This window comes from Rhodoglobus aureus, assembly GCF_039527955.1.
Classification (GTDB): domain Bacteria; phylum Actinomycetota; class Actinomycetes; order Actinomycetales; family Microbacteriaceae; genus Rhodoglobus; species Rhodoglobus aureus.
The window spans coordinates 77,823-96,361 of the sequence record NZ_BAAAKW010000017.1; the positions used below are offsets into that span (position 1 = coordinate 77,823).

Here is an 18,539-nt window from a genome sequence, read left to right on the forward strand (position 1 = left end):
TAGGGACTAGAGAGACCACCGTGCCAACCATCACCATCACCCGATTCAGAGATTTCGGTGCTGTCATCAAGGCCGCACGCGAGTCGCGCGGGTTGCGCCAAGATAAGCTCGCCGACGAGCTCGATATCACGCGTCAATATCTCCAAGACCTCGAGAATGGCCGCCCCAACCTCTACATCACGCGCTTGCTTCGCGCCATGAACTTTCTTGGCATCACGATCAGTGTGAGCTACACGCCTGTTAGCGTCGCCAAACCGGGAGCCGCAGTGGCCAGCACTAACGAGACGTCTCCCAGCGCGGCAATGACAGATGACTGACTCGCTCGCCGTCTTCCTCCACGACGACTACCTCGGTGACGTTGTGCCGTTCGCGCAGGGGCGGCGCCGCCAGAAGAATCGGGTGCGATTCCAGTGGGATAGCGGCTACCAGCCTGGGGCAATCACCCTCACTGAATCGTTCACTTCGATACCGGGCCGAGAGCCCGACACTGCCCCGGTGTCCAATTTCTTCGGTGGATACACTCCCGATGGCAACCACCGTGAAGCGATGGCAGCCCTGCGCGGTATCGACCATAGAAACCTGTTCAGCCTGCTTCGTGAATTCGGCGGCTCTCTCGGTGGTGCACTCACGTTTCGAGCGCCGGATGAAGCCAGCCCCTATGTTCCTCGCTACATCGCCGTCGATGACACCACCGTTGCCCAACGCCTCCTGCAGGCCGTCGAGCGTCACGATCTAGGAATCCAAGACGAGAGCCGCTCGATGTTGCCGGGATTTCAGCCGAAGTTGCTTCTGGCGCGTTTCGGTTCGCAATGGCATGAGCCGCACGGCCGTGCTCATTCCACCCACATCCTCAAGCCGCAGCTCAAGTCGCGACCTCACCAAATCTACAACGAGCACTACAGTCATCAGCTCGCTCGAGCGATGGGGCTCTCCCAGTTTGGCAGCGAGATCATGAACGCCGGGCAGTCAAAGTTTCTGTCAATCAAGCGCTTCGATCGGCTCGTCGACGGCACCGCGGTTTCGCTCGTTCATCAAGAGGATGCCGCCCAAGCGCTAGGTCTCGATTGGCAGAATTCAGACGTCAAGTTTCAAGACGCGCAGTGGCCAACAAACCCGGCACGCCCCAGCGTGCGCGCAATCGCGGAGCTCACCGGCTCCCTCCCGAACGCACTCGCAGAGACCTCGCAATGGCTGCGGCAACTCGTCTTTCATGTGCTCATCGGCGACAGCGATGCGCATGCCAAAAACGTGGGGTTCATTCATGAGAGCGGCGGTACTCGACTTTCTGAACTCTACGACGCCGTTCCCAATCTTTATCAAGCAGGGCGAATCAATTGGGATATGGCGATGGCGATCGACGGTGATTTCGATCACCGAAAGGTGAGCGCCGAAAGCATTGCCCGCGAGGCCGCCTCCTGGTCGGTCTTGCGTGCAGACACGATCGAGGGCGTGATCAGAGCGACGCTTCACGAATTCGTTGACGCGCAAGCATCCGTCACTCCACTGAGCGAGGTCGGCCCGGATATGGTCGAGCGGCTCAGTTGGAATGCCCAGCGCCTCATAGACGGCAATCAGATCAGCGCGCCGAAGGAAACACGCTGAGTTGGGTTACAGCTGGTGCTCCTTGGGCCCGCGACTGATCGCAACCACCTGCCCCGCACCGTTAGGCTCATCGGGTGCGACTTGTCATAGCCAAATGCTCCGTTGATTACGCCGGGCGTCTCAGTGCCCACCTTCCCCTCGCAACACGACTGTTGTTGCTGAAGGCTGACGGCAGTGTGCTCGTGCACTCCGACGCCCTTTCCTACAAACCTCTCAACTGGATGAGCCCACCCTGCGTGCTCTCCAGCATTGAACCCGAAACCGAGCAGTCGGATGCCGGAGTCACCGAAATCTGGAAAGTCGCCCACACCAAGTCAGCCGACATGCTCATCGTCTCGATTCACGAAATCCTGCACGACACCAACCACGAACTGGGCGTCGACCCCGGACTGCAAAAGGATGGCGTCGAGGCCCACCTGCAAAAGCTGCTGGCCGAACACATCGACATTGTGGGTGACGGCTACCGCCTCGTGCGTCGCGAATACATGACCGCGATCGGCCCCGTCGATATTCTCGCGACCGACGAGAAGGGCGCGAGTGTTGCCGTCGAAATCAAGCGCCGCGGTGACATTGATGGTGTTGAGCAGTTGACCCGCTACCTCGAGTTGATGAACCGTGACCCGTTACTGGCTCCGGTTGCTGGCGTGTTTGCGGCCCAGGAAATCAAGCCACAAGCGCGCACCCTTGCAAAGGATCGCGGCATCCGCTGTGTGCTGTTGGACTATGACGAAATGCGCGGGCTCGACGACCCCAACATGCGATTGTTCTAGATTCTTCGATCGCAGCTTAGGCTGGAAGCAAATGGCTAACAACTGGACTTGTATTCTCGTCGACCTCGATGGCACGATTGCCGATTCCGCGCCCGGAATTACGACCTCACTCGCCTTCATGTTTGAGGAGATGGGGTACCCGGTTCCTTCGCAAGAAGAGCTGCGCTCCTACGTCGGGCCTCCCATTCTCGATTCGTTCCGCGACTTCGCGGGGTTCACTACCGTGGAATCTGCGCAGGCCCTATCGATCTACCGCCGCCACTACATGGAAGGCAACAACGCTCACGGCAGCGACATCTTCCCCGGTATGCGCAAAGTCTTGAAGAAGCTGCACGCGACGGGGATCCCGTTGTCGTTGGCGACCTCGAAACCTGAGTTTCCGGCATCCGTGATCCTGGATCATGCCAACCTCACCCAGTACTTCCGCGTGATGGCGGGCGCGTCGATCGATGAGATCCGCAGTGCCAAGAAGGATGTTGTGGCCGAAGCGATTACGCGTCTGAAGATGATCGGCGCCGACGTGAGCAACCCGGTGATGATCGGCGACCGCGACTACGACATCGAGGGCGCAGCCGAACACGGCATCCCCACTATCTATGTCGACTGGGGTTACGGCAAAGCCAGCGAATCAGAAGGATCGATCGCGGTGGTGTCGAAGGCAGAAGAACTGCTGCCATTGCTGCTTCCTAGCTAGCAGGCCAGTTCCCGTTAAGCACCGCCCGACCCACTAACGAGCAAGGCTCTCCACGATGCGGCCGTACAGGTGCGGCAGTCGCACGGCGAGCGGCACGATGGCGCCGCGCAAGGGTGAGTTCGCTGCCGCCACTAGCCCGGTCGTGAGCATCCGAAAGTCGCGAGTGATGCGACGCCATTCGCGTTCATATCGTTCCGGTTCGTTTGCGATGATGCACTCGATGGCGACTCTTGCCTCGGCCAATCCCAGCCTGATTCCTTCGCCCGTAATGGCGTCGACGTACCCGGCAGCATCTCCGACGAGGAGCACTCGACCTGCGCGCTGACCGCGAGTGTTTTGCAACAACGGGCCTGCACCGAGCGTTTTTGATGCCGGCTTGGCGTCGCGTAGCCGTTCGGTGAGCACCGGCACACTCGCGAGTGCATCCTCGAACGAAGTGCCTCGCGGCCCGAGCACCGCGACGCCGACCTCATTGTCGCCGACCGGCGTCACGTACACCTCCGCCTGTGGAGCCCAATGCACCTCCACGAGATCAGTCCACGGGACGACCTCAAAGTGCTGCCGGATGCCGAATCGCCGAGAATCATGTTGCCTCACGCGGCGAGGGCGCGTGGCTAGGCCAACCAGCTCACGCACTGTGGAATGCAGACCATCGCAACCGAGCATCCACCGCCCCTCGATGGTGCGCCCGTCGGCGAGGTGTGCGCACACCGCGCCGCCCTGCGTCGCGACTCCCGTGTTGCTGCCGTCGGCACTACCCGCGGCACTACCAGCGGCACTACCAGCGGCAGTGCGGCCGGCGCCGCTACGGCGGTCTCTATCCTGCGGCTGTTCTACAGACTCAACTTTGCCGTGCTCGACCTGCACCCCGAGCTCGGCCGCACGTTCGGCGAGCGCCCGATGCAGTTCGGTGCGACGAACGCCGAGGGCGGCATCCGCAGCGAAGCGGTGTTCGGCGGTGCGCTTGCCGTCCTGATAACTGATGCCGGTGATAGTCCGTCCGTGCGGGTGCGCACCTAGCGCGGCGAGTTCGGCAACGGCGCCGGGCATGACCCCTTCGCCGCAGGCCTTGTCGATGGTGCCGGTGCGGGGTTCGATCACGAGGGCGGTGAGGCCGTGCATCCGTGCGTTGATCGCAGCGGCGAGACCGATAGGCCCGCCACCCACGACGATCACGTCGACGATCTCGGCACTCTCGTTCATGGCGTCAGTTCGCGCAGGGCCCGGTTTTCCGTCGGGATGCGGAATGCCAACAACAGCACCGCATTCAGCACGGTAAACACGATCGCGGTCACCCAGGCGGTGTGCACGAGCGGCAGCGCAATGCCCTCAATGGCCACAACCAGGTAGTTGGGATGCGGCAGCCACGTCAGCCGGTAGGGCCCGCGGTTCTGCACACGGCCGGCTCCGGGCACGACGATCACGCGAGTGTTCCACTGTTCACCGAGCGAGTTGATGATCCAATAGCGGGCCGCTTGGCTCAGCAGGGTGATGACGAGCATCGGAATACCCAGCCACAGAAGGAACGGCCGATCGGCGATGAGCACTTCGGCGACGCACGCGACCAACAGTCCGGTGTGCAGGGCAACCATCCACGGAAAGTGTTTTTGCCCATACTCGCGACCGCCGCGTTCGAAGGCGGCGGCGGCGTTGCGCTTCGAGATGCGCAGTTCGTACAGGCGTTCCATCCCGGTGCCGAGCACGAGGGCAATGTAGGCGATCACGGTCATGCTGGCTCCTTACTCATGTTGGCCACGCAGTCATGATGGCCACTCCAGAAGAATGAATTCGGCGCTCACGCCGGGGCCGAGTGCAAAGGCGAGTGCGGTGCTTCCGGGCGCCGGTGCGTGGTCAGCGTTCATGGCATCCGCGAGCACATGAAGCACTGCGGCTGAGGAAAGGTTTCCGGCGCGGGCGAGGCAGTCCCAACTGCTTTGCAGATCGCTGCGCTCGAGCCCGAGCGAGCTCTCGAACGCTTCAAGAACCCGAGGTCCACCGGGATGCGCCAGCCAGGTGGCGACATCCGCGATCGTCAGCCCGTTGCTGCCGAGAAATTCGCTCACCACTGCAGGGAAGCTGTTCTCGATTACATCGGCGACACCCGCAGTGAGCACAATCTCAAAGCCGGTTCCGCCCACATTCCAGCCGATCACGTCGTGGCTATCGGCGATGAAGGTGCTGCGCGTATCGACGATACGTGGGCCGGGTTCGCTACGGTTCTCCCCCACCATCACGACAGCTGCCGCACCGTCGCCGAAGAGCCCGGTGGCCACAAAGTTGCCCATGGATTGGTCGCCGCGTTGCAGCGTGAGCGAGCACAGTTCGACGCTCAACACAACGCCGACCTCATCCGGATGCCCGACCAGATAGTCATGCACACGGGCCAAGCCCGCGGCCCCCGCCACACAACCCAACCCAAACGAGGGAACCCGTTTCACGTCGGGCCGCAGCCCCAACCGCGGAATCAGCAACGCGTCGACCGAGGGTGCCGAAACGCCAGTGACAGAGGTGAAGAAAACGAAGTCGACATCGCGTGGGGTGAGCCCAGCATCCGCGAGCGCCGTCGTCAGTGCCCGGTCGAGCAACTCGGTGGCGACGCGAATGAACTCATTGTTGCTTTCACGAAAACTGCCAAGGTCGGGGTAGCGCTCAATCGGAAGGGCGGTGTGGCGGCGTTGGATTCCGCTAGCTCCGTGCATCCGCTCAATAACATTCTGGTGTGAGGGGTTGGCGGCGAGCAACGGCGCGAGTACGGCCGTGATTTCGGCTTGGCTGTAGCTGTATTCCGGCACAACCGGAGCAACTGCCGCGACTCTGCTCATTCAGTGTCCCTGCTCATTCACAGAAAGTATCACGCACGGAGGCCGAGACCGCCGGTGCGGCGGGCGGCACGCCAAGCGCGCCACGCACCGGTAGACCACAAAGCCCAGGCGATCAGCACGGGTTGGAACGGCATCCGGATCCAGCGTTTCAGATCGGTATCGAGCCCGAGCGAGTCGACGTGGTTCACCAGCTGCGAGATGTTGCCCGGGTAGATGGCGATGAAAAACGCGGCCGCCACCCAGCCCACATGCGCGCGGTATTTTTTGGCGAAAATGAGGGCACTGCCGAGAGCGATCTCCACAACACCGGATGCGACAACCACGAAGTCGGGATCAAACGGTTGCCAGTCGGGCACCTGCCCCTGAAAGGCCTCGCGCGAAATGGTGAGGTGGCTGATGCCCGCGAACACGAGGGCTGCGCCGAGGGCAATGCGTCCTAAGCGGCGGCCGATGCGACTCGCGCGGGACGGCTCGGCGGGGGCCGCTGGGTCGCTGACCGCTGCGGGCTCGGCCTGCCCTGCCGGTGTCGTCGGCGCGGTCGAATCTGCTCGCTGTGGTTTCTGGTCCATGCGACCATTCTTGTCGGGTGTGCTTGGCGTCAGCCGAGTGTGTGTCGCGACCTCACTCGCCATGGCGGGCGTTAACGAGCCGCAGCCCCAACGGAGTGTGGTTGAGGCCGCGATCATCGCGCTGTTCGGCTAGTGCTGAGCCGTTAGGGAATGAGTACAGCGCGGCCAGTGATGCGCCCCGCTTCGAGGTCGTCGAACGTTGTCTGGTACTCGCTGAGACGGCTTTTGCGTTCATCTTCTCCCTGTTCCTCGCGATGCGCGAACGCAAGCTTGTGGAACGCGGCCGCCGCTGAGCTGAAGCAGGCTTTCGCAACCACGCTTACGATCAGTCGCTGGCGGCGTTTTCAAGCAATCCCGACCACATGGAGACCCACCAATCGAGCGTCGACATGCCAGTAAAAGATTCTCTGTATCTAAACTACTGCATTTCCAGTAGAGTTCATGCAACAGGGATTTAGGAGAGATCATGAACCTGCGTTTGAAGGAAATCTGCTCCGTGCACTCCGGATACACGATGCGCAGCCGGCTCGAGCCAGCCTCTCACGGTGGAGTTCTAGCTATTCAGGCGGCCGACCTGATCGCCGACGGCACTATCAACCTCTCGACCGCAGTAAAGACAGCTGTTCCAGCGGGGCGATACGAGACGCGCGCGGGTGACGTACTTTTTCGTTCGCGTGGAACCCACACCTTTGCGGTCGCCGTCCCAGGCGAACTATTCGAGCCTGCGATCGCCGTGACGCCACTTTTCATCATTCGCCCGAACGATGAAAAGGTCGATGCACACTACTTAGCGTGGGCGCTCAATCAAGATGAAGCCCAGTCGCACTTTCGCCGGTCTTCCCAAGGGCAGACCATTCAAATGGTCTCGAAACAAGTCCTAGAGGACACCCTCATCCCGCTCCCTTCGGTCGCGCAGCAGAAACAAGTTGCGTCCGCCGCTGAGCTAGCCGACCGCCAAGCAGCGCTCGAGCGTCGGTTGGTCGAACGAAGACGAAGCTTGCTGTCTCTGCAGTTTGCACAATTTGCCCATAGTTTTTCAGAAGAACCACGCCAGAACAGGACGAACTCATGACCGACCGCATTACCCAACGGCGCATTAATAATGCGGCATGGGCCGCCTGCGACACCTTCCGAGGTGTCGTCGATGCAACCCAATACAAGGACTACATCCTGGTGATGCTTTTCGTGAAGTACATCTCGGATGTGTGGGTCGATCACACCGAGCAGTTCGAGAAGCAGTTCGAGGGTGATGCGCGTCGCATCGAGCGGCGGCTCGAGCGCGAACGCTTCCCGCTGCCCGAGGGGTCGAGCTTCTATAACCTCTATGAGAAGCGCAACGAGCCCAACATCGGTGAGCTCATCAATATGGCGCTGGAGTCGATTGAGGAGGCAAACCGCAGCAAGTTGGATGGCGTCTTCCGCAATATTGATTTCAACTCCGAGTCCAATTTGGGTAAGACAAAAGATCGCAACCGCCGTCTCAAGAACTTGCTGGAAGATTTTGCCAAGCCTGATCTCGATCTGCGCCCTTCTCGGGTGAGTGAAGACATTATCGGTGAGACATACATTTACCTGATTTCTCGCTTCGCGTCAGACGCAGGCAAGAAGGCGGGTGAGTTCTACACTCCCGGTTCTGTCTCCCAGCTTCTTGCAACGCTGGCAGCGCCAAAACCGGGAAACACAATCTTCGACCCGGCGTGCGGTTCCGGCTCGCTCCTCATCGAGGCAGCTAAGGAAGTTGGTTCCGAGGATTACGCCCTGTTTGGTCAGGAGGTGAACGGTGCAACGTGGGCGTTGGCGCGAATGAACATGTTCATGCACGCCAATGACTCAGCCCGCATCGAGTGGTGCGACACTCTCAACAGCCCGACCATTCTTGAGAATGACCAGCTGAAAAAGTTCGACGTTGTTGTTGCTAACCCGCCGTTCTCGCTCGATAAGTGGGGAGCCGAGAACGCGCCCTCCGATCAGTTCAACCGTTTTTGGCGCGGCACTCCACCGAAGAGCAAAGGTGACTACGCGTTTATCACCCACATGATTGAGACGGCAAAACCTCTGAGCGGTCGGGTCGCGGTAATCGTGCCGCACGGTGTGCTGTTTCGTGGTGCTGCCGAGGGCCGTATCCGTGAGGCACTCATTAGAGAAAATCTGCTGGATGCGGTGATCGGTTTACCCGCGAACCTGTTCACGACAACGGGCATCCCCGTGGCAATTCTTATCTTCGATCGATCACGCGAAACTGGTGGCACGAACGCTGACCGCAAAGATGTGTTGTTCATCGACGCCAGCCGCGAGTTCACGGCAGCAAAGTCTCAGAGCCTGCTGGGTGAAGCGCACGTTGAGAAGATCGTCACAACGTACCGTGACCGTGCAGCGGTCGATAAGTACTCGTATCTGGCAGATCTTGAAGAAATCGAGGGCAATGGTTTCAACCTGAATATCCCCCGATATGTCGACACTTTCGAGCCGGAAGGAGAAATCGACATTGCGGCGGTCCAGCAGGAGATTGTGCAAATCGAGAAGGAGCTCGATGAGGTGCGTGGGCGGATGCGCCAGCACTTGAAGGAGCTGGGTATCGATGTTTGAGTCGGATGCCCCTGGCGGGGAGATCGTTCTCTACACGACCGACGATGGTCTGGCCCACGTGCAGCTACATGCGTTCGAGGGATCAGCGTGGCTGACTCAGGCAGACATAGCTGATCTCTTTCAGACGACTAAGCAGAACGTTAGTTTGCACATCAAGGGCATTTTTGAGGATGGTGAGTTGGATGCCGTGGCAACTGTCAAGGAAATCTTGACAGTTCAATCCGAGGGCGCCCGTGAGGTGAGCCGCACGCTTGGGTATTACAACTTGGATGTGATTCTCGCGGTCGGTTATCGGGTGCGTTCTCCGCGCGGTGTGCAGTTTCGCCGCTGGGCTACGACCACTTTGCGCGAGTACTTGGTCAAGGGTTTTGCGATGGATGACGCGAAACTCAAGGACGCAGAGCAGTGGGACTACTTCGACGAGTGGTTGGCGCGCATTCGCGACATCCGCGCGAGTGAAAAACGTTTTTACCAAAAGATCTGCGACCTGTACACGACAGCAGTCGACTACGAGTCGACGTCGGATGCCGCCACGCTGTTCTTCAAGAAGGTACAGAACAAGATGTTGTGGGCAGTGACCGGCCAGACTGCAGCGGAACTGATTAGTCGTCGCAGTGATCCCAGCGCACTAAATATGGGGCTCACTAACTGGCCCGGCACGATCGTGCGCAAGGGAGACGTGAGCACTGCGAAGAACTATTTGAGCGAAGAAGAGGTCGACGAACTAAACAGAATCGTCACCATGTACCTCGACTATGCCGAAGACCAAGCCAAGAAACGTCAACAAGTCACCATGGACGAGTGGGCAAACAAGCTAGACGCGTTCCTCACGTTCAACGAGCGCGACCTGCTCACCAACTCGGGCAAGGTCAAAGCGGCAGTCGCCAAGAAGCTCGCTGAGACTCGCTATGAGGAGTTTGACGCACAGCGGCGAGCTGATGCCGCCACAGTTGCCAACAGCAAAGATGTTGAGTCTCTTCAGAATCTCGCTCGCGGGATCAAGAAGGCTCGAGGAGAAGGCAAATGACTCAGCCAGATGGTTGGGACACTGTCGTATTGAACGATTTACTGACCGGCACAGAATATGGAACGAGTGCCCCAACGATCGCTGAGGGGACACGTCCTGTTGTTGGAATGCGGAACCTGCGAGACGGGCACATCTCTCTTGACGGCCTCGGTCACGTTGACGAAGAGTTGCAGGATTGGTCAACGCTCGAGCTCAAGGCCGGTGATCTTTTACTGAACCGGACAAACAGCCCCGATCTAGTCGGCAGAGTTGGCATTGTTTCAGAACACACCAACGCAGTCTTTGCTTCTTATCTGGTGCGCCTGAACGCTGACACAGCCGTCGTTGATCCGTACTTTCTCAACTACTTCCTGAACGGCTCACAAGCCCAAAGAGTCATTAAGAGCTTGGCGACTCGAGGGGTTAGCCAGGCAAACATCAACCCGACTGTATTGCGGCAGCATTGCCCAGTTCAGTTGCCTCCGCTATCGGAACAAAGGAAGATCGCGGAGATTCTCCAGGCCTGGGATGAGGCGATTGAACATGTCCGTCGACTTCAACATGTGCTCGAAGCGCGCCGTAACGCGATCTCCTCAGAACTTATCTTCGGCGGAGGGCAACCTCACGGCACAAGCTGGGAGTTCGTCGCAGATGACTGGGCCATCCGACCGATAGGCGAGCTAGCAAGCGAAACAGGCTCGCGAAACTCTGCCCTCCGTGCCGACACAGTCCTTACTTGCTCAAAGCACCGAGGGTTTGTTCGGTCAGACGAATATTTTGGTCGCACCGTACACAGCGCGGATCTCAGCAACTACAAGCTAGTCGGGAGAAACGAGTTCGGATTCCCCAGCAATCACGTCGAAGAGGGGTCAATTGGACTCCAAAATGTGGTTGACACCGGCGCTGTAAGCCCCATATATACAGTCTTTAAGTTTGACGACGAGGTAATTGATGCCCGCTTCGCCTACCTCGTGCTCAAATCACCCCGGTACACCTACATGTTTCGCGCCAGCACGAGTGCAACGGTCGACCGTCGTGGCAGCCTACGTTGGCCAGATTTCTCTAAGCTCCCATTTCCTGTCCCACCCCTCGGAACCCAGGCGCGCATCGTGCGGATAGTCGATGATCTCAATGAGGACCTCGCTCAGAACGTGAAACTCGAAACTCAATACCGCGAACAAAAGCGCGGCCTCATGCAGAAGCTGCTGACCGGCGAGATCCGGGTCACCGGCGACGACACCGAAAACTTGGAGGCGGCATCCAATGACTGACACAACGTTCAATGCAGCAGAGAAGCACCAATCTCAAGTCCCTGCGCTGCAATTGCTGGTCGCCCTCGGCTACACGCCACTTTCGCAGGCCGCTGCCCTCCAGCAGCGTGGCAGGCGGCTGCGAAATGTGTTGCTCGACAACATCCTCGCCGACCAGCTGTTGAAGCTGAACTCGTTCAGCTTTCGAGGGCGTGAGCACCGCTTCGATCTTGCCGACGCCCACGAGGCGATCCGCAAGCTGATGCCCGCCCCCGAACGCGCAAAAGGGCTCACTGCCACCAGCCAAGAGGTTTACGACACCCTTGTGCTCGGCACAACCATCACAAAAATCATTGACGGCGACACCAAAAGCTACTCATTCCGCTACATCGACTGGGTGAACCCGCAAAACAACGTCTTCCATGTCACCGCCGAAATGAGTGTTGAAAGAACTGGAAGCATCGCCACCAAACGGTGCGATATCGTCGCGTTCGTCAACGGCATCCCCTTCATCGTTATCGAAAACAAACGGCCAACCGAAGAACTCAAAAAAGCCGACCGGCAACTCATCGCCTACCAAAATGCGGGCAACATTCCGCAGCTCTTCCACTTTGCACAACTACTTGTCGCCATGAACCGGCAAGACGCCGCCTACGCCACCGTCGATACTCCCCATAAGTTCTGGAGTCCCTGGCGCGAAGACGAAGACACCGATACTGACATCGCTGCCGCCATCAATCGCCCCCTGACCGCCGAAGAGAAGACAGCAGTTTTCAGCGGGGATTTCACAAGCGCACTCCCCTACTTCAACGGACTAGCCACAGCAGGCGACCGGGCAATTAGCCCACAAGATCGCCTCATCTACGCGCTCTGCCGACCAGAACGACTGCTCGACCTAGTACGACGATTCACCGTCTTCGATGGTGGCGTGCGCAAAATCGCGCGACACCAACAATTTTTTGCCGTACGCAACACCGTCGAACGGGTCATCGGAGACAACAGCAACACCGCAACAGGCGATGCACGCAAAGGTGGAGTCATCTGGCACACCCAAGGCTCCGGCAAATCACTCACCATGGTGATGCTCGGTAAAGCACTCGCACTCGATCCACGCCTCGAAAACCCTCGCATCCTCATCGTCACCGACCGCGATGACCTCGACTGTCAAATCGCAGACACCTTCCGAGCCTGCGAAATGGTGCCCGCCCGCGCCACCACCGGCGCACACCTTGCCGAACTCATCCACAACCGTGCACCACTCATCACCACCATCATCAACAAGTTCGACAACGCCACCAAACGGGGCATCGCCGACGAATCCGCAAACATCTTCGTGCTCGTCGACGAAAGCCACCGCAGCCAAACCGGGCGCTACGGAGGCTACGGCTCCTTCCACGTCAACATGCGACGGATGCTGCCAGCCGCCTGCTACCTCGGATTCACCGGCACCCCACTGCTCAAACGCGAAAAGAACACCGCCACCACCTTTGGTGGACTCATCCACAAATACACAATCGATCAAGCCGTCGAAGATGGCGCCGTCGTACCGCTGCTCTACGAAGGTCGACTAGTAGAACAACAACTTGCTGACAACGTGATTGACACCTGGTTTGAGAAAATCAGCGAAGGTCTAACGCCGGAACAGCAACTCGACCTGAAACGCAAATTCAGCAGAGTAGACGTGCTCGGCAAAACTGCTCAAACGATTCGAGCAAAAGCCTTCGACATCTCAGAGCACTACCGCAAAAACTGGCAGGGCACCGGGATGAAAGCACAACTCGTGGCCCCAGACAAAGCCTCAGCCATCCGCTTCAAACAAATACTCGACGACATCGCCCACGTTCGCAGCGAAGTGATCATCTCAGCCCCCGACGAATACGAAGGCGCCGAACAAGTCGATCAAGAGTCGCGCAGCCTCGTGCAAGAATTCTGGGCCCGCCGCATGGAACGGTACGGCAGCGAAGCCGCCTACAACGGACAGATCATCGAAGCATTCAAAGCCAGCGGTGGACCCGAAATTCTCATCGTCGTATCAAAACTGCTTACCGGCTTCGACGCTCCCCGCAACGGAGTTCTCTACCTCTGCAAAACGCTGAAAGAGCACACACTCCTGCAAGCAATCGCACGAGTCAACCGGCTATTCGATGGCGACAAAGACCAACCCGAAAAAGAGTTCGGAATCATCGTCGACTACGAAGGCCTACTCGGAGAACTCGACACCGCCCTCGGTGCGTACTCCGCGCTTGGCGGCTACGACGAAAACGATCTCGCTGGGGCCGTGCACGACATCCGCGAACAGATTCGAATGTTGCCCCAGCGCTGGGCAGACGTCTGGGAGATCTTCAAAACACTGCCAAACAAACAAGACATGGAAGCCCTCGAACAGCACCTCGGCGACGAAGCAATCCGCCACGAGTTTTATTCCCGGCTTAGCCTGTATGCCAAGTGTCTCCACATTGCCCTCTCTAGTGACAAGCTGCTCGACGTCGTAACTCAGCTCGATGTCGACAGATACACCCGCGACTGGAAGCAACTCACCGAATTGCGTCGGTCAGTGCAACTTCGTTACCAAGAGATCATCGACCTACGCGACTACGAACCAAAAATTCAGAGACTGCTCGACGATCACGTGACAGCAATGCCAGCCGAAACAATCATTGAGCCGTTGAACATCAATGACCCAGAGGCTCTCAAAGCAGTCGTTGGCGACAACAAAGTGACCACAGCGTCGCGGGCAGACCGCATCGCGAGCGCCACCCGCCGAACAATCACCGAGCGTATGGATGAAGACCCAGCGCTCTACCAACGGTTCTCACAAATGCTCCGGGAAGCTATCGACGAGTACCGTCGCCGACGCGACGCCGAGAAGTACCTACTCAGCGTCCACGAAATTGCTGAACAAGTAACGCACAAAGCACGCGGGATGGGCCTGCCTCGCCTCATCCGCGACAACGACGACGCAGCCGCACTCTTTGGATCGCTCCAGGGCTTACTGGTCGATGCAAGCAGCGAGGCACCCGTGGAATCAGATGAAGTGGCAATCATTGCGGTCGAGATTCTCGACATCGTTCGAGCACACCTCATTGTCGGAGTCTGGACCAATGAGGTAGCCCAGAACAAAATGCTCAACGCCCTCGACGATTATTTCTGGGAAGAGCTTGAAGCAAAACGGCACATCGCGCTGCCCGAAGGTCTACCTGATGAACTGCAGGCCGGAATCATTACAATCGCCAAGGCGCGCTTTCCTCGATGAGCTCGATCAACTACGGCTCAACCACGATCGACTACCGGCTTGAACGGCAGCCTCGCGTCACACTAGCAATCACGGTAGAACCGAGCGGGGATGTGCTTGCTGTGGCACCCGAAACCGCTGGCCTACACGAAGTCGAAGCGCTAATCAGAAAACGCGCCCGGTGGATCATTCGTCAACAGGAGTACTTCACACAGTTCACACCCCGAACCCCGCCGAGACGTTTTATCGCCGGAGAAACTCACAAATACCTCGGACGCCAGTACCGCTTGCGTATCGAGCCCGGAGAAATTCGCCAGGTGCGGATGACACGAGGGTTCATCCTCGTATCCGGGGCCGAGTTCGATGACACGAGCACTACCGAGCAGCTCGTGACCAACTGGTACCGCGAACGAGCGCAAGTTCAGTTCGAGCAGAGGCTGAAATCCAACCTTTCGCGCTTCGCCAACCCCGAGGAACACCGCCCCACCTCCCTTCGCTTGCAGAGAATGACAACTTGCTGGGGTTCGATGTCTCCAGGCGGCCGCCTACTGCTGAACCCCGATTTGGTGCAAGCGCCCGCTGACACCATCGACTACGTCATCACACACGAACTCTGTCACCGTGCAATCCCCAACCACAGCCGGGCGTTCTACGGACTCCAGACTCAGGTCCTGCCTGACTGGGAGACGCGCAAGCTACGTCTTGAGCGGGCGATGGCATGAAAACTGGCGTTCGAGTAAATGCCCTCCGCACGCTTCTTCACGGCGCCGGACGTCGGGAGGCCTCGCGCACCGCGGCTTGAATCGCAACCCACGGCTATTGCAGAGAGTGCGATGGCCAACGCGGGAGACATTGTTAGCGATTACTCGAAGAAGTCCTCATCTAACTCCACCACTTCGTAGCTCTGTTGAACTTGCACACCAACCTTGTATTTGATCATCAGGTTTGCGAGGCGCGGACCATCGATAAGAACAATTCTGGTCTGGATTGCTTGAGCATATTCGAGCGCATTCGGGGTGAACATGCTGGAGGTAATGAAAACTCCGCGTGACGCGCCAAAGCCTTGAAGAGCTCCTATGAAAGCCTGAATTGCCTCCCGGCCAACGTTATTGCCAGCAGCGTAGCGCTTCGCCTGAACGTAGATCTGGTCCAAGCCAAGAGCATCCTGATCGATGACACCATCGACCCCACCATCACCTGAACCGCCGATTCGCTTGCCGCGCTGTTCCGATCCGCCGTAGCCCATCGCCAAAAGAACCTTCACAACAGCGTCCTCAAAGAACTCCGGTGGGCGTTCACGCAAACGCTCAAGTAGTCCATCCGATACCTCACCGCGGACGCGAGCGACACCGTGTTCGATCTGTTCAATGGGGTCGAAGGTGGTGTCTTCATCAGTAATCACCACCGTCTGCGAAGTACTACTCTGTGGCTTCGGCCAATACGGGGCAAACATCTTCTTAGCAAGCGAGAAATCGGTAACGCCCTTCGGGTAGCTCCCTAGCCACTCCGTGCCAGCATTTGTGATGCGATATTGCGCGCGCGCCGGGCGCTCAACACAATCAGCTTTGTTCAAGTGGGTGATCGCCCAGCCGACCCGCCCCAATGCCCGCGAGCCACCAGACTCAAGTTCCTCGGCTATTGCCTCGGGACTAAGACCCATGTTGGCCATAGTCTGCGTCGTCAGCTCTCGACGAGACAAGGTATTCCCATCGGCCAACGTTTCCAACACAGGACGAACAAAAAGAGGCCAAATTGGCACTAACGATTCATTTTCAGACATTCAATTGCTCCTCTTGCGTCGCCAAGAAAGTCGATCGTCGGGATTGGCTACGATCCGCAAACACCACTGCCGCGTTCACGTAGAACTAATGCTAGTTGCGTAGTTCATACCCAAGTTGCGTGACTTGCTCATGCACGCGCAATGGTCCCTAGCGTATTGATTTTGCCGCATGTATGCCTTGTGCCGCGACTCTCCTCAGGGCCTCACCGATCTGCCCAGGAAGAGGGCCCTCAAACCCGAAGCCCATGACGCCATAACGCCCGTGATGAATCGGGAGAGTATCTAATCAAAGCCGACCCTCCTCATATGCCGATTCTTTCTTACTCGCTGACGAGTCGGAATGAATCTAAGGGGAACAAGGAAAACCTAACTAATAGCTCCCGCGAAACTAGCCGCAGTGATATTTGGGGCGCAATTGGCCTAAGAAACGTAGGTGGGTCTTGGGCCAGGTTTCTTAGCCACGCAACGCTATTCGGGCTTCGTAGACCGTCGAGAGTTTCCTGTTCAACTTCGTATCCCCACCATTGCCCTTGGCATCGGTACATCACTACCCGCGCGTTAGCAGTTTGCATCCAAATACCATTGTGCGCTTCGTCAATGATGTGACAGGGCATCAGCACCTTTCCCACAGCCCAATCTTGGCGGACGTCTCGCATTGCAGCCAGAATAAGTTCCCGAGACTTGATTTCACTCCGTGCAGCCATATTGGCTAAGAATTCCATTATTTTCCTGCCCTCTTATGTTTGGTTTACCGAACGCCGCCGTGACCAGAGCATGCGCCTTGAACTCCGCCGGACAACGACGACGTGCCGTCGTTACACGTCACTTGATGCCCGTTCCCGTCAACACCCATCTGCCAGACTTGGAACCCTCCGCTGCAGCCGCTGAACAAGACGAACGCTGCCAGCACCCAGGCGAAAGCCCAACCAACCCGTCTCTCGGGGGACAAGATTCGTACCGCTGCGCGGCTTTCTGGATCGAGTGCGGTCGCGGATGCCGGAGCAAGTTTCGAAGGCGAAGAGATGCTTCCGCTATGGTTTGGATACGGCTCGCTCTGGGCCGCTGTTTGGGGAGGTGGACGGTCGCTCAGATTTGCGGATGCACATGTCTGGTCAGTCCACGAGGTCCCATTGCAGTAGCGTAGCTTCAAGCTATCGTCAGGATCGGGATACCAGCCCGCTGAAGACATGCGCCCCTTCCCGATCGTTTTGAAAGCTGAGTCTAGGACGGACAAGCTCTAGGCGGAAGCCGTTAGCCTGCTTTGCGCCGAAGAGTGGGAGAATCACCTAATGAAGATCCTCTCCATTCAGTCAGCGGTCGCGTACGGCCACGTCGGCAATTCTGCCGCAGTGTTCCCGCTGCAGCGCATCGGCGTTGAAGTGCTGCCCGTATATACGGTCAACTTCTCGAACCACACCGGCTACGGCGCGTGGCGCGGACCCATGATTGACCCCAGCGACGTCTCCGAGATCATCGCTGGCATCGAAGATCGCGGAGTTTTCCCCCAGATCGATGTCGTGCTTTCCGGATATCAGGGCGGTGAGGGCATCGCCGATGTCATCATCGACACCGTTGCCAAAGTCAAGGCTGCGAACCCGAACGCTATCTACGCGTGCGATCCGGTGATGGGCAATGCGAAATCCGGATGCTTCGTCGCCCCCGCCATCCCGATCCTGCTCCGTGAACGCGTGGTCCCTGTCGCTGACATCATCACGCCCAACCAGTTCGAGCTCGGGTTCCTCACCGAGACCGACCCCGACACGATCGAGTCGACCCTCGCCTCCGCAGACCTCGCCCGTGCCATGGGCCCGAGTACCGTTCTGGTGACGAGCGTTGAGCGCCCCGACCGCGAAGACGACACCATCGAAATGATGGTCGTGACGGATGCCGGAGCCTGGATCGTGCAGACCCCACAACTGCCAATGAAGGCAAATGGTTCCGGTGACGTCACCGCCGCCCTCTTCACCGCACACTTCACGCGCACCGGCGATGCCGCAGACGCCCTCGCGCGCACGGCATCCAGCGTCTTCGACCTACTCACCACAACTCTCGAGTCTGGCGAACGCGAACTGCAACTCGTCGAGTCCCAAGAGTTCTACGCAGAGCCGCGAATGCAGTTCACCGCTCGTCAGGTGCGCTAGGCACAGCCACACTGAAATCTTGAGCACTGCTGGTCTTGCGGACCCCGCGGACTCAGCTGGCTGAAACGAGAGCAGCGCGCCCCGTGT

The 18,539-nt window shown here is 58.5% G+C and carries 19 protein-coding genes; 12 read left to right on the top strand and 7 right to left on the bottom strand.

What is annotated here, in order from left to right; genetic code table 11:
* Positions 1-20 precede the first annotated feature (20 nt).
* From ABD112_RS03835 to ABD112_RS03850, 4 genes are all read left to right on the top strand, one after another.
* Positions 21-317, top strand: a complete 297-nt coding sequence (locus tag ABD112_RS03835) for a helix-turn-helix domain-containing protein (protein ID WP_343923327.1) — start codon at positions 21-23, stop codon at positions 315-317.
* Positions 310-1,602: a type II toxin-antitoxin system HipA family toxin gene (locus ABD112_RS03840; RefSeq protein WP_343923328.1), complete on the top strand. Its 1,293-nt coding sequence runs from the start codon at positions 310-312 to the stop codon at positions 1,600-1,602. Before ABD112_RS03835 ends, ABD112_RS03840 begins: the two co-directional genes overlap by 8 nt.
* Before the next feature lie 74 nt (positions 1,603-1,676).
* The gene (gene nucS, locus ABD112_RS03845) at positions 1,677-2,372 is read left to right on the top strand and encodes an endonuclease NucS (protein ID WP_343923329.1); all 696 of its coding nucleotides are present in this window, start codon (positions 1,677-1,679) and stop codon (positions 2,370-2,372) included.
* A 31-nt stretch (positions 2,373-2,403) separates the two neighbouring features.
* A complete protein-coding gene (locus tag ABD112_RS03850) occupies positions 2,404-3,066 on the top strand; it encodes an HAD hydrolase-like protein (protein ID WP_343923330.1) in 663 nt (220 codons plus the stop codon).
* 33 nt (positions 3,067-3,099) lie between these two features.
* On the opposite strand, the gene ABD112_RS03855 is transcribed toward ABD112_RS03850, so the two are convergent.
* The 4 genes from ABD112_RS03855 to ABD112_RS03870 are packed head-to-tail and all read right to left on the bottom strand — an operon-like array spanning position 3,100 to position 6,457.
* A complete protein-coding gene (locus tag ABD112_RS03855; protein ID WP_343923332.1) occupies positions 3,100-4,269 on the bottom strand; it encodes an NAD(P)/FAD-dependent oxidoreductase in 1,170 nt (389 codons plus the stop codon).
* Entirely contained in the window at positions 4,266-4,796 is a 531-nt protein-coding gene (locus ABD112_RS03860) for an isoprenylcysteine carboxyl methyltransferase family protein (protein WP_343923334.1), read from the bottom strand. The genes ABD112_RS03855 and ABD112_RS03860 overlap by 4 nt, the downstream gene beginning before the upstream one ends.
* 30 nt (positions 4,797-4,826) lie before the next feature.
* Positions 4,827-5,888 (bottom strand): type III polyketide synthase, encoded by a 1,062-nt coding sequence (locus ABD112_RS03865; RefSeq protein WP_343923336.1) that lies wholly within the window; start codon positions 5,886-5,888, stop codon positions 4,827-4,829.
* A gap of 29 nt (positions 5,889-5,917) precedes the next feature.
* Positions 5,918-6,457: a DoxX family protein gene (locus ABD112_RS03870; RefSeq protein WP_343923338.1), complete on the bottom strand. Its 540-nt coding sequence runs from the start codon at positions 6,455-6,457 to the stop codon at positions 5,918-5,920.
* On the opposite strand from ABD112_RS03870, the gene ABD112_RS03875 reads away from it, so the two are divergent.
* Positions 6,456-6,590: a hypothetical protein gene (locus tag ABD112_RS03875; RefSeq protein WP_343923340.1), complete on the top strand. Its 135-nt coding sequence runs from the start codon at positions 6,456-6,458 to the stop codon at positions 6,588-6,590. The genes ABD112_RS03870 and ABD112_RS03875 overlap by 2 nt on opposite strands.
* Before the next feature lie 10 nt (positions 6,591-6,600).
* Here the strand turns inward: ABD112_RS03875 and ABD112_RS03880 are convergent, their stop codons facing one another.
* Positions 6,601-6,774 (bottom strand): hypothetical protein, encoded by a 174-nt coding sequence (locus ABD112_RS03880; protein WP_343923341.1) that lies wholly within the window; start codon positions 6,772-6,774, stop codon positions 6,601-6,603.
* Between the two features lie 149 nt (positions 6,775-6,923).
* Here ABD112_RS03880 and ABD112_RS03885 point away from each other — a divergent pair, with 149 nt between their 5' ends.
* Genes ABD112_RS03885 through ABD112_RS03910 form a run of 6 tightly spaced genes read left to right on the top strand, consistent with a single transcriptional unit; the run spans position 6,924 to position 15,253 of the window.
* Positions 6,924-7,529 (top strand): restriction endonuclease subunit S, encoded by a 606-nt coding sequence (locus ABD112_RS03885; protein ID WP_343923342.1) that lies wholly within the window; start codon positions 6,924-6,926, stop codon positions 7,527-7,529.
* The gene (locus tag ABD112_RS03890; RefSeq protein WP_343923343.1) at positions 7,526-9,043 is read left to right on the top strand and encodes a type I restriction-modification system subunit M; all 1,518 of its coding nucleotides are present in this window, start codon (positions 7,526-7,528) and stop codon (positions 9,041-9,043) included. Before ABD112_RS03885 ends, ABD112_RS03890 begins: the two co-directional genes overlap by 4 nt.
* Positions 9,036-10,070, top strand: coding sequence for a virulence RhuM family protein (locus ABD112_RS03895; protein ID WP_343923344.1), 1,035 nt, complete (start codon positions 9,036-9,038; stop codon positions 10,068-10,070). Before ABD112_RS03890 ends, ABD112_RS03895 begins: the two co-directional genes overlap by 8 nt.
* Positions 10,067-11,320: a restriction endonuclease subunit S gene (locus ABD112_RS03900; protein WP_343923346.1), complete on the top strand. Its 1,254-nt coding sequence runs from the start codon at positions 10,067-10,069 to the stop codon at positions 11,318-11,320. The genes ABD112_RS03895 and ABD112_RS03900 overlap by 4 nt, the downstream gene beginning before the upstream one ends.
* Positions 11,313-14,552 (top strand): type I restriction endonuclease subunit R, encoded by a 3,240-nt coding sequence (locus ABD112_RS03905; RefSeq protein ID WP_343923347.1) that lies wholly within the window; start codon positions 11,313-11,315, stop codon positions 14,550-14,552. Before ABD112_RS03900 ends, ABD112_RS03905 begins: the two co-directional genes overlap by 8 nt.
* Positions 14,549-15,253, top strand: coding sequence for a M48 family metallopeptidase (locus ABD112_RS03910; RefSeq protein WP_343923349.1), 705 nt, complete (start codon positions 14,549-14,551; stop codon positions 15,251-15,253). Before ABD112_RS03905 ends, ABD112_RS03910 begins: the two co-directional genes overlap by 4 nt.
* 140 nt (positions 15,254-15,393) lie before the next feature.
* Here the strand turns inward: ABD112_RS03910 and ABD112_RS03915 are convergent, their stop codons facing one another.
* Together ABD112_RS03915 and ABD112_RS14590 are read right to left on the bottom strand one after the other, a co-directional pair.
* Positions 15,394-16,311: a restriction endonuclease gene (locus tag ABD112_RS03915; protein ID WP_343923350.1), complete on the bottom strand. Its 918-nt coding sequence runs from the start codon at positions 16,309-16,311 to the stop codon at positions 15,394-15,396.
* 748 nt (positions 16,312-17,059) lie between these two features.
* Positions 17,060-17,500 (bottom strand): DUF2510 domain-containing protein, encoded by a 441-nt coding sequence (locus tag ABD112_RS14590; RefSeq protein WP_425563794.1) that lies wholly within the window; start codon positions 17,498-17,500, stop codon positions 17,060-17,062.
* A 100-nt stretch (positions 17,501-17,600) separates the two neighbouring features.
* Here ABD112_RS14590 and pdxY point away from each other — a divergent pair, with 100 nt between their 5' ends.
* Complete coding sequence (pdxY, locus tag ABD112_RS03920; protein WP_343923351.1) at positions 17,601-18,452, top strand: pyridoxal kinase PdxY; 852 nt, start codon at positions 17,601-17,603, stop codon at positions 18,450-18,452.
* Positions 18,453-18,539 lie beyond the last annotated feature (87 nt).

Bases quoted from the DNA above. Each gene is read 5' to 3' on its own strand.
- ABD112_RS03840 (WP_343923328.1), top strand. From the start codon at position 310: ATGACTGACTCGCTCGCCGTCTTCCTCCACGACGACTACCTCGGTGAC.
- ABD112_RS03850 (WP_343923330.1), top strand. From the start codon at position 2,404: ATGGCTAACAACTGGACTTGTATTCTCGTCGACCTCGATGGCACGATT.
- ABD112_RS03855 (WP_343923332.1), bottom strand. From the start codon at position 4,269: ATGAACGAGAGTGCCGAGATCGTCGACGTGATCGTCGTGGGTGGCGGG.
- ABD112_RS03860 (WP_343923334.1), bottom strand. From the start codon at position 4,796: ATGACCGTGATCGCCTACATTGCCCTCGTGCTCGGCACCGGGATGGAA.
- ABD112_RS03865 (WP_343923336.1), bottom strand. From the start codon at position 5,888: ATGAGCAGAGTCGCGGCAGTTGCTCCGGTTGTGCCGGAATACAGCTAC.
- ABD112_RS03875 (WP_343923340.1), top strand. From the start codon at position 6,456: ATGCGACCATTCTTGTCGGGTGTGCTTGGCGTCAGCCGAGTGTGTGTC.
- ABD112_RS03870 (WP_343923338.1), bottom strand. From the start codon at position 6,457: ATGGACCAGAAACCACAGCGAGCAGATTCGACCGCGCCGACGACACCG.
- ABD112_RS03885 (WP_343923342.1), top strand. From the start codon at position 6,924: ATGAACCTGCGTTTGAAGGAAATCTGCTCCGTGCACTCCGGATACACG.
- ABD112_RS03890 (WP_343923343.1), top strand. From the start codon at position 7,526: ATGACCGACCGCATTACCCAACGGCGCATTAATAATGCGGCATGGGCC.
- ABD112_RS03895 (WP_343923344.1), top strand. From the start codon at position 9,036: ATGTTTGAGTCGGATGCCCCTGGCGGGGAGATCGTTCTCTACACGACC.
- ABD112_RS03900 (WP_343923346.1), top strand. From the start codon at position 10,067: ATGACTCAGCCAGATGGTTGGGACACTGTCGTATTGAACGATTTACTG.
- ABD112_RS03905 (WP_343923347.1), top strand. From the start codon at position 11,313: ATGACTGACACAACGTTCAATGCAGCAGAGAAGCACCAATCTCAAGTC.
- ABD112_RS03910 (WP_343923349.1), top strand. From the start codon at position 14,549: ATGAGCTCGATCAACTACGGCTCAACCACGATCGACTACCGGCTTGAA.
- ABD112_RS03915 (WP_343923350.1), bottom strand. From the start codon at position 16,311: ATGTCTGAAAATGAATCGTTAGTGCCAATTTGGCCTCTTTTTGTTCGT.
- ABD112_RS14590 (WP_425563794.1), bottom strand. From the start codon at position 17,500: ATGTCTTCAGCGGGCTGGTATCCCGATCCTGACGATAGCTTGAAGCTA.
- pdxY (WP_343923351.1), top strand. From the start codon at position 17,601: ATGAAGATCCTCTCCATTCAGTCAGCGGTCGCGTACGGCCACGTCGGC.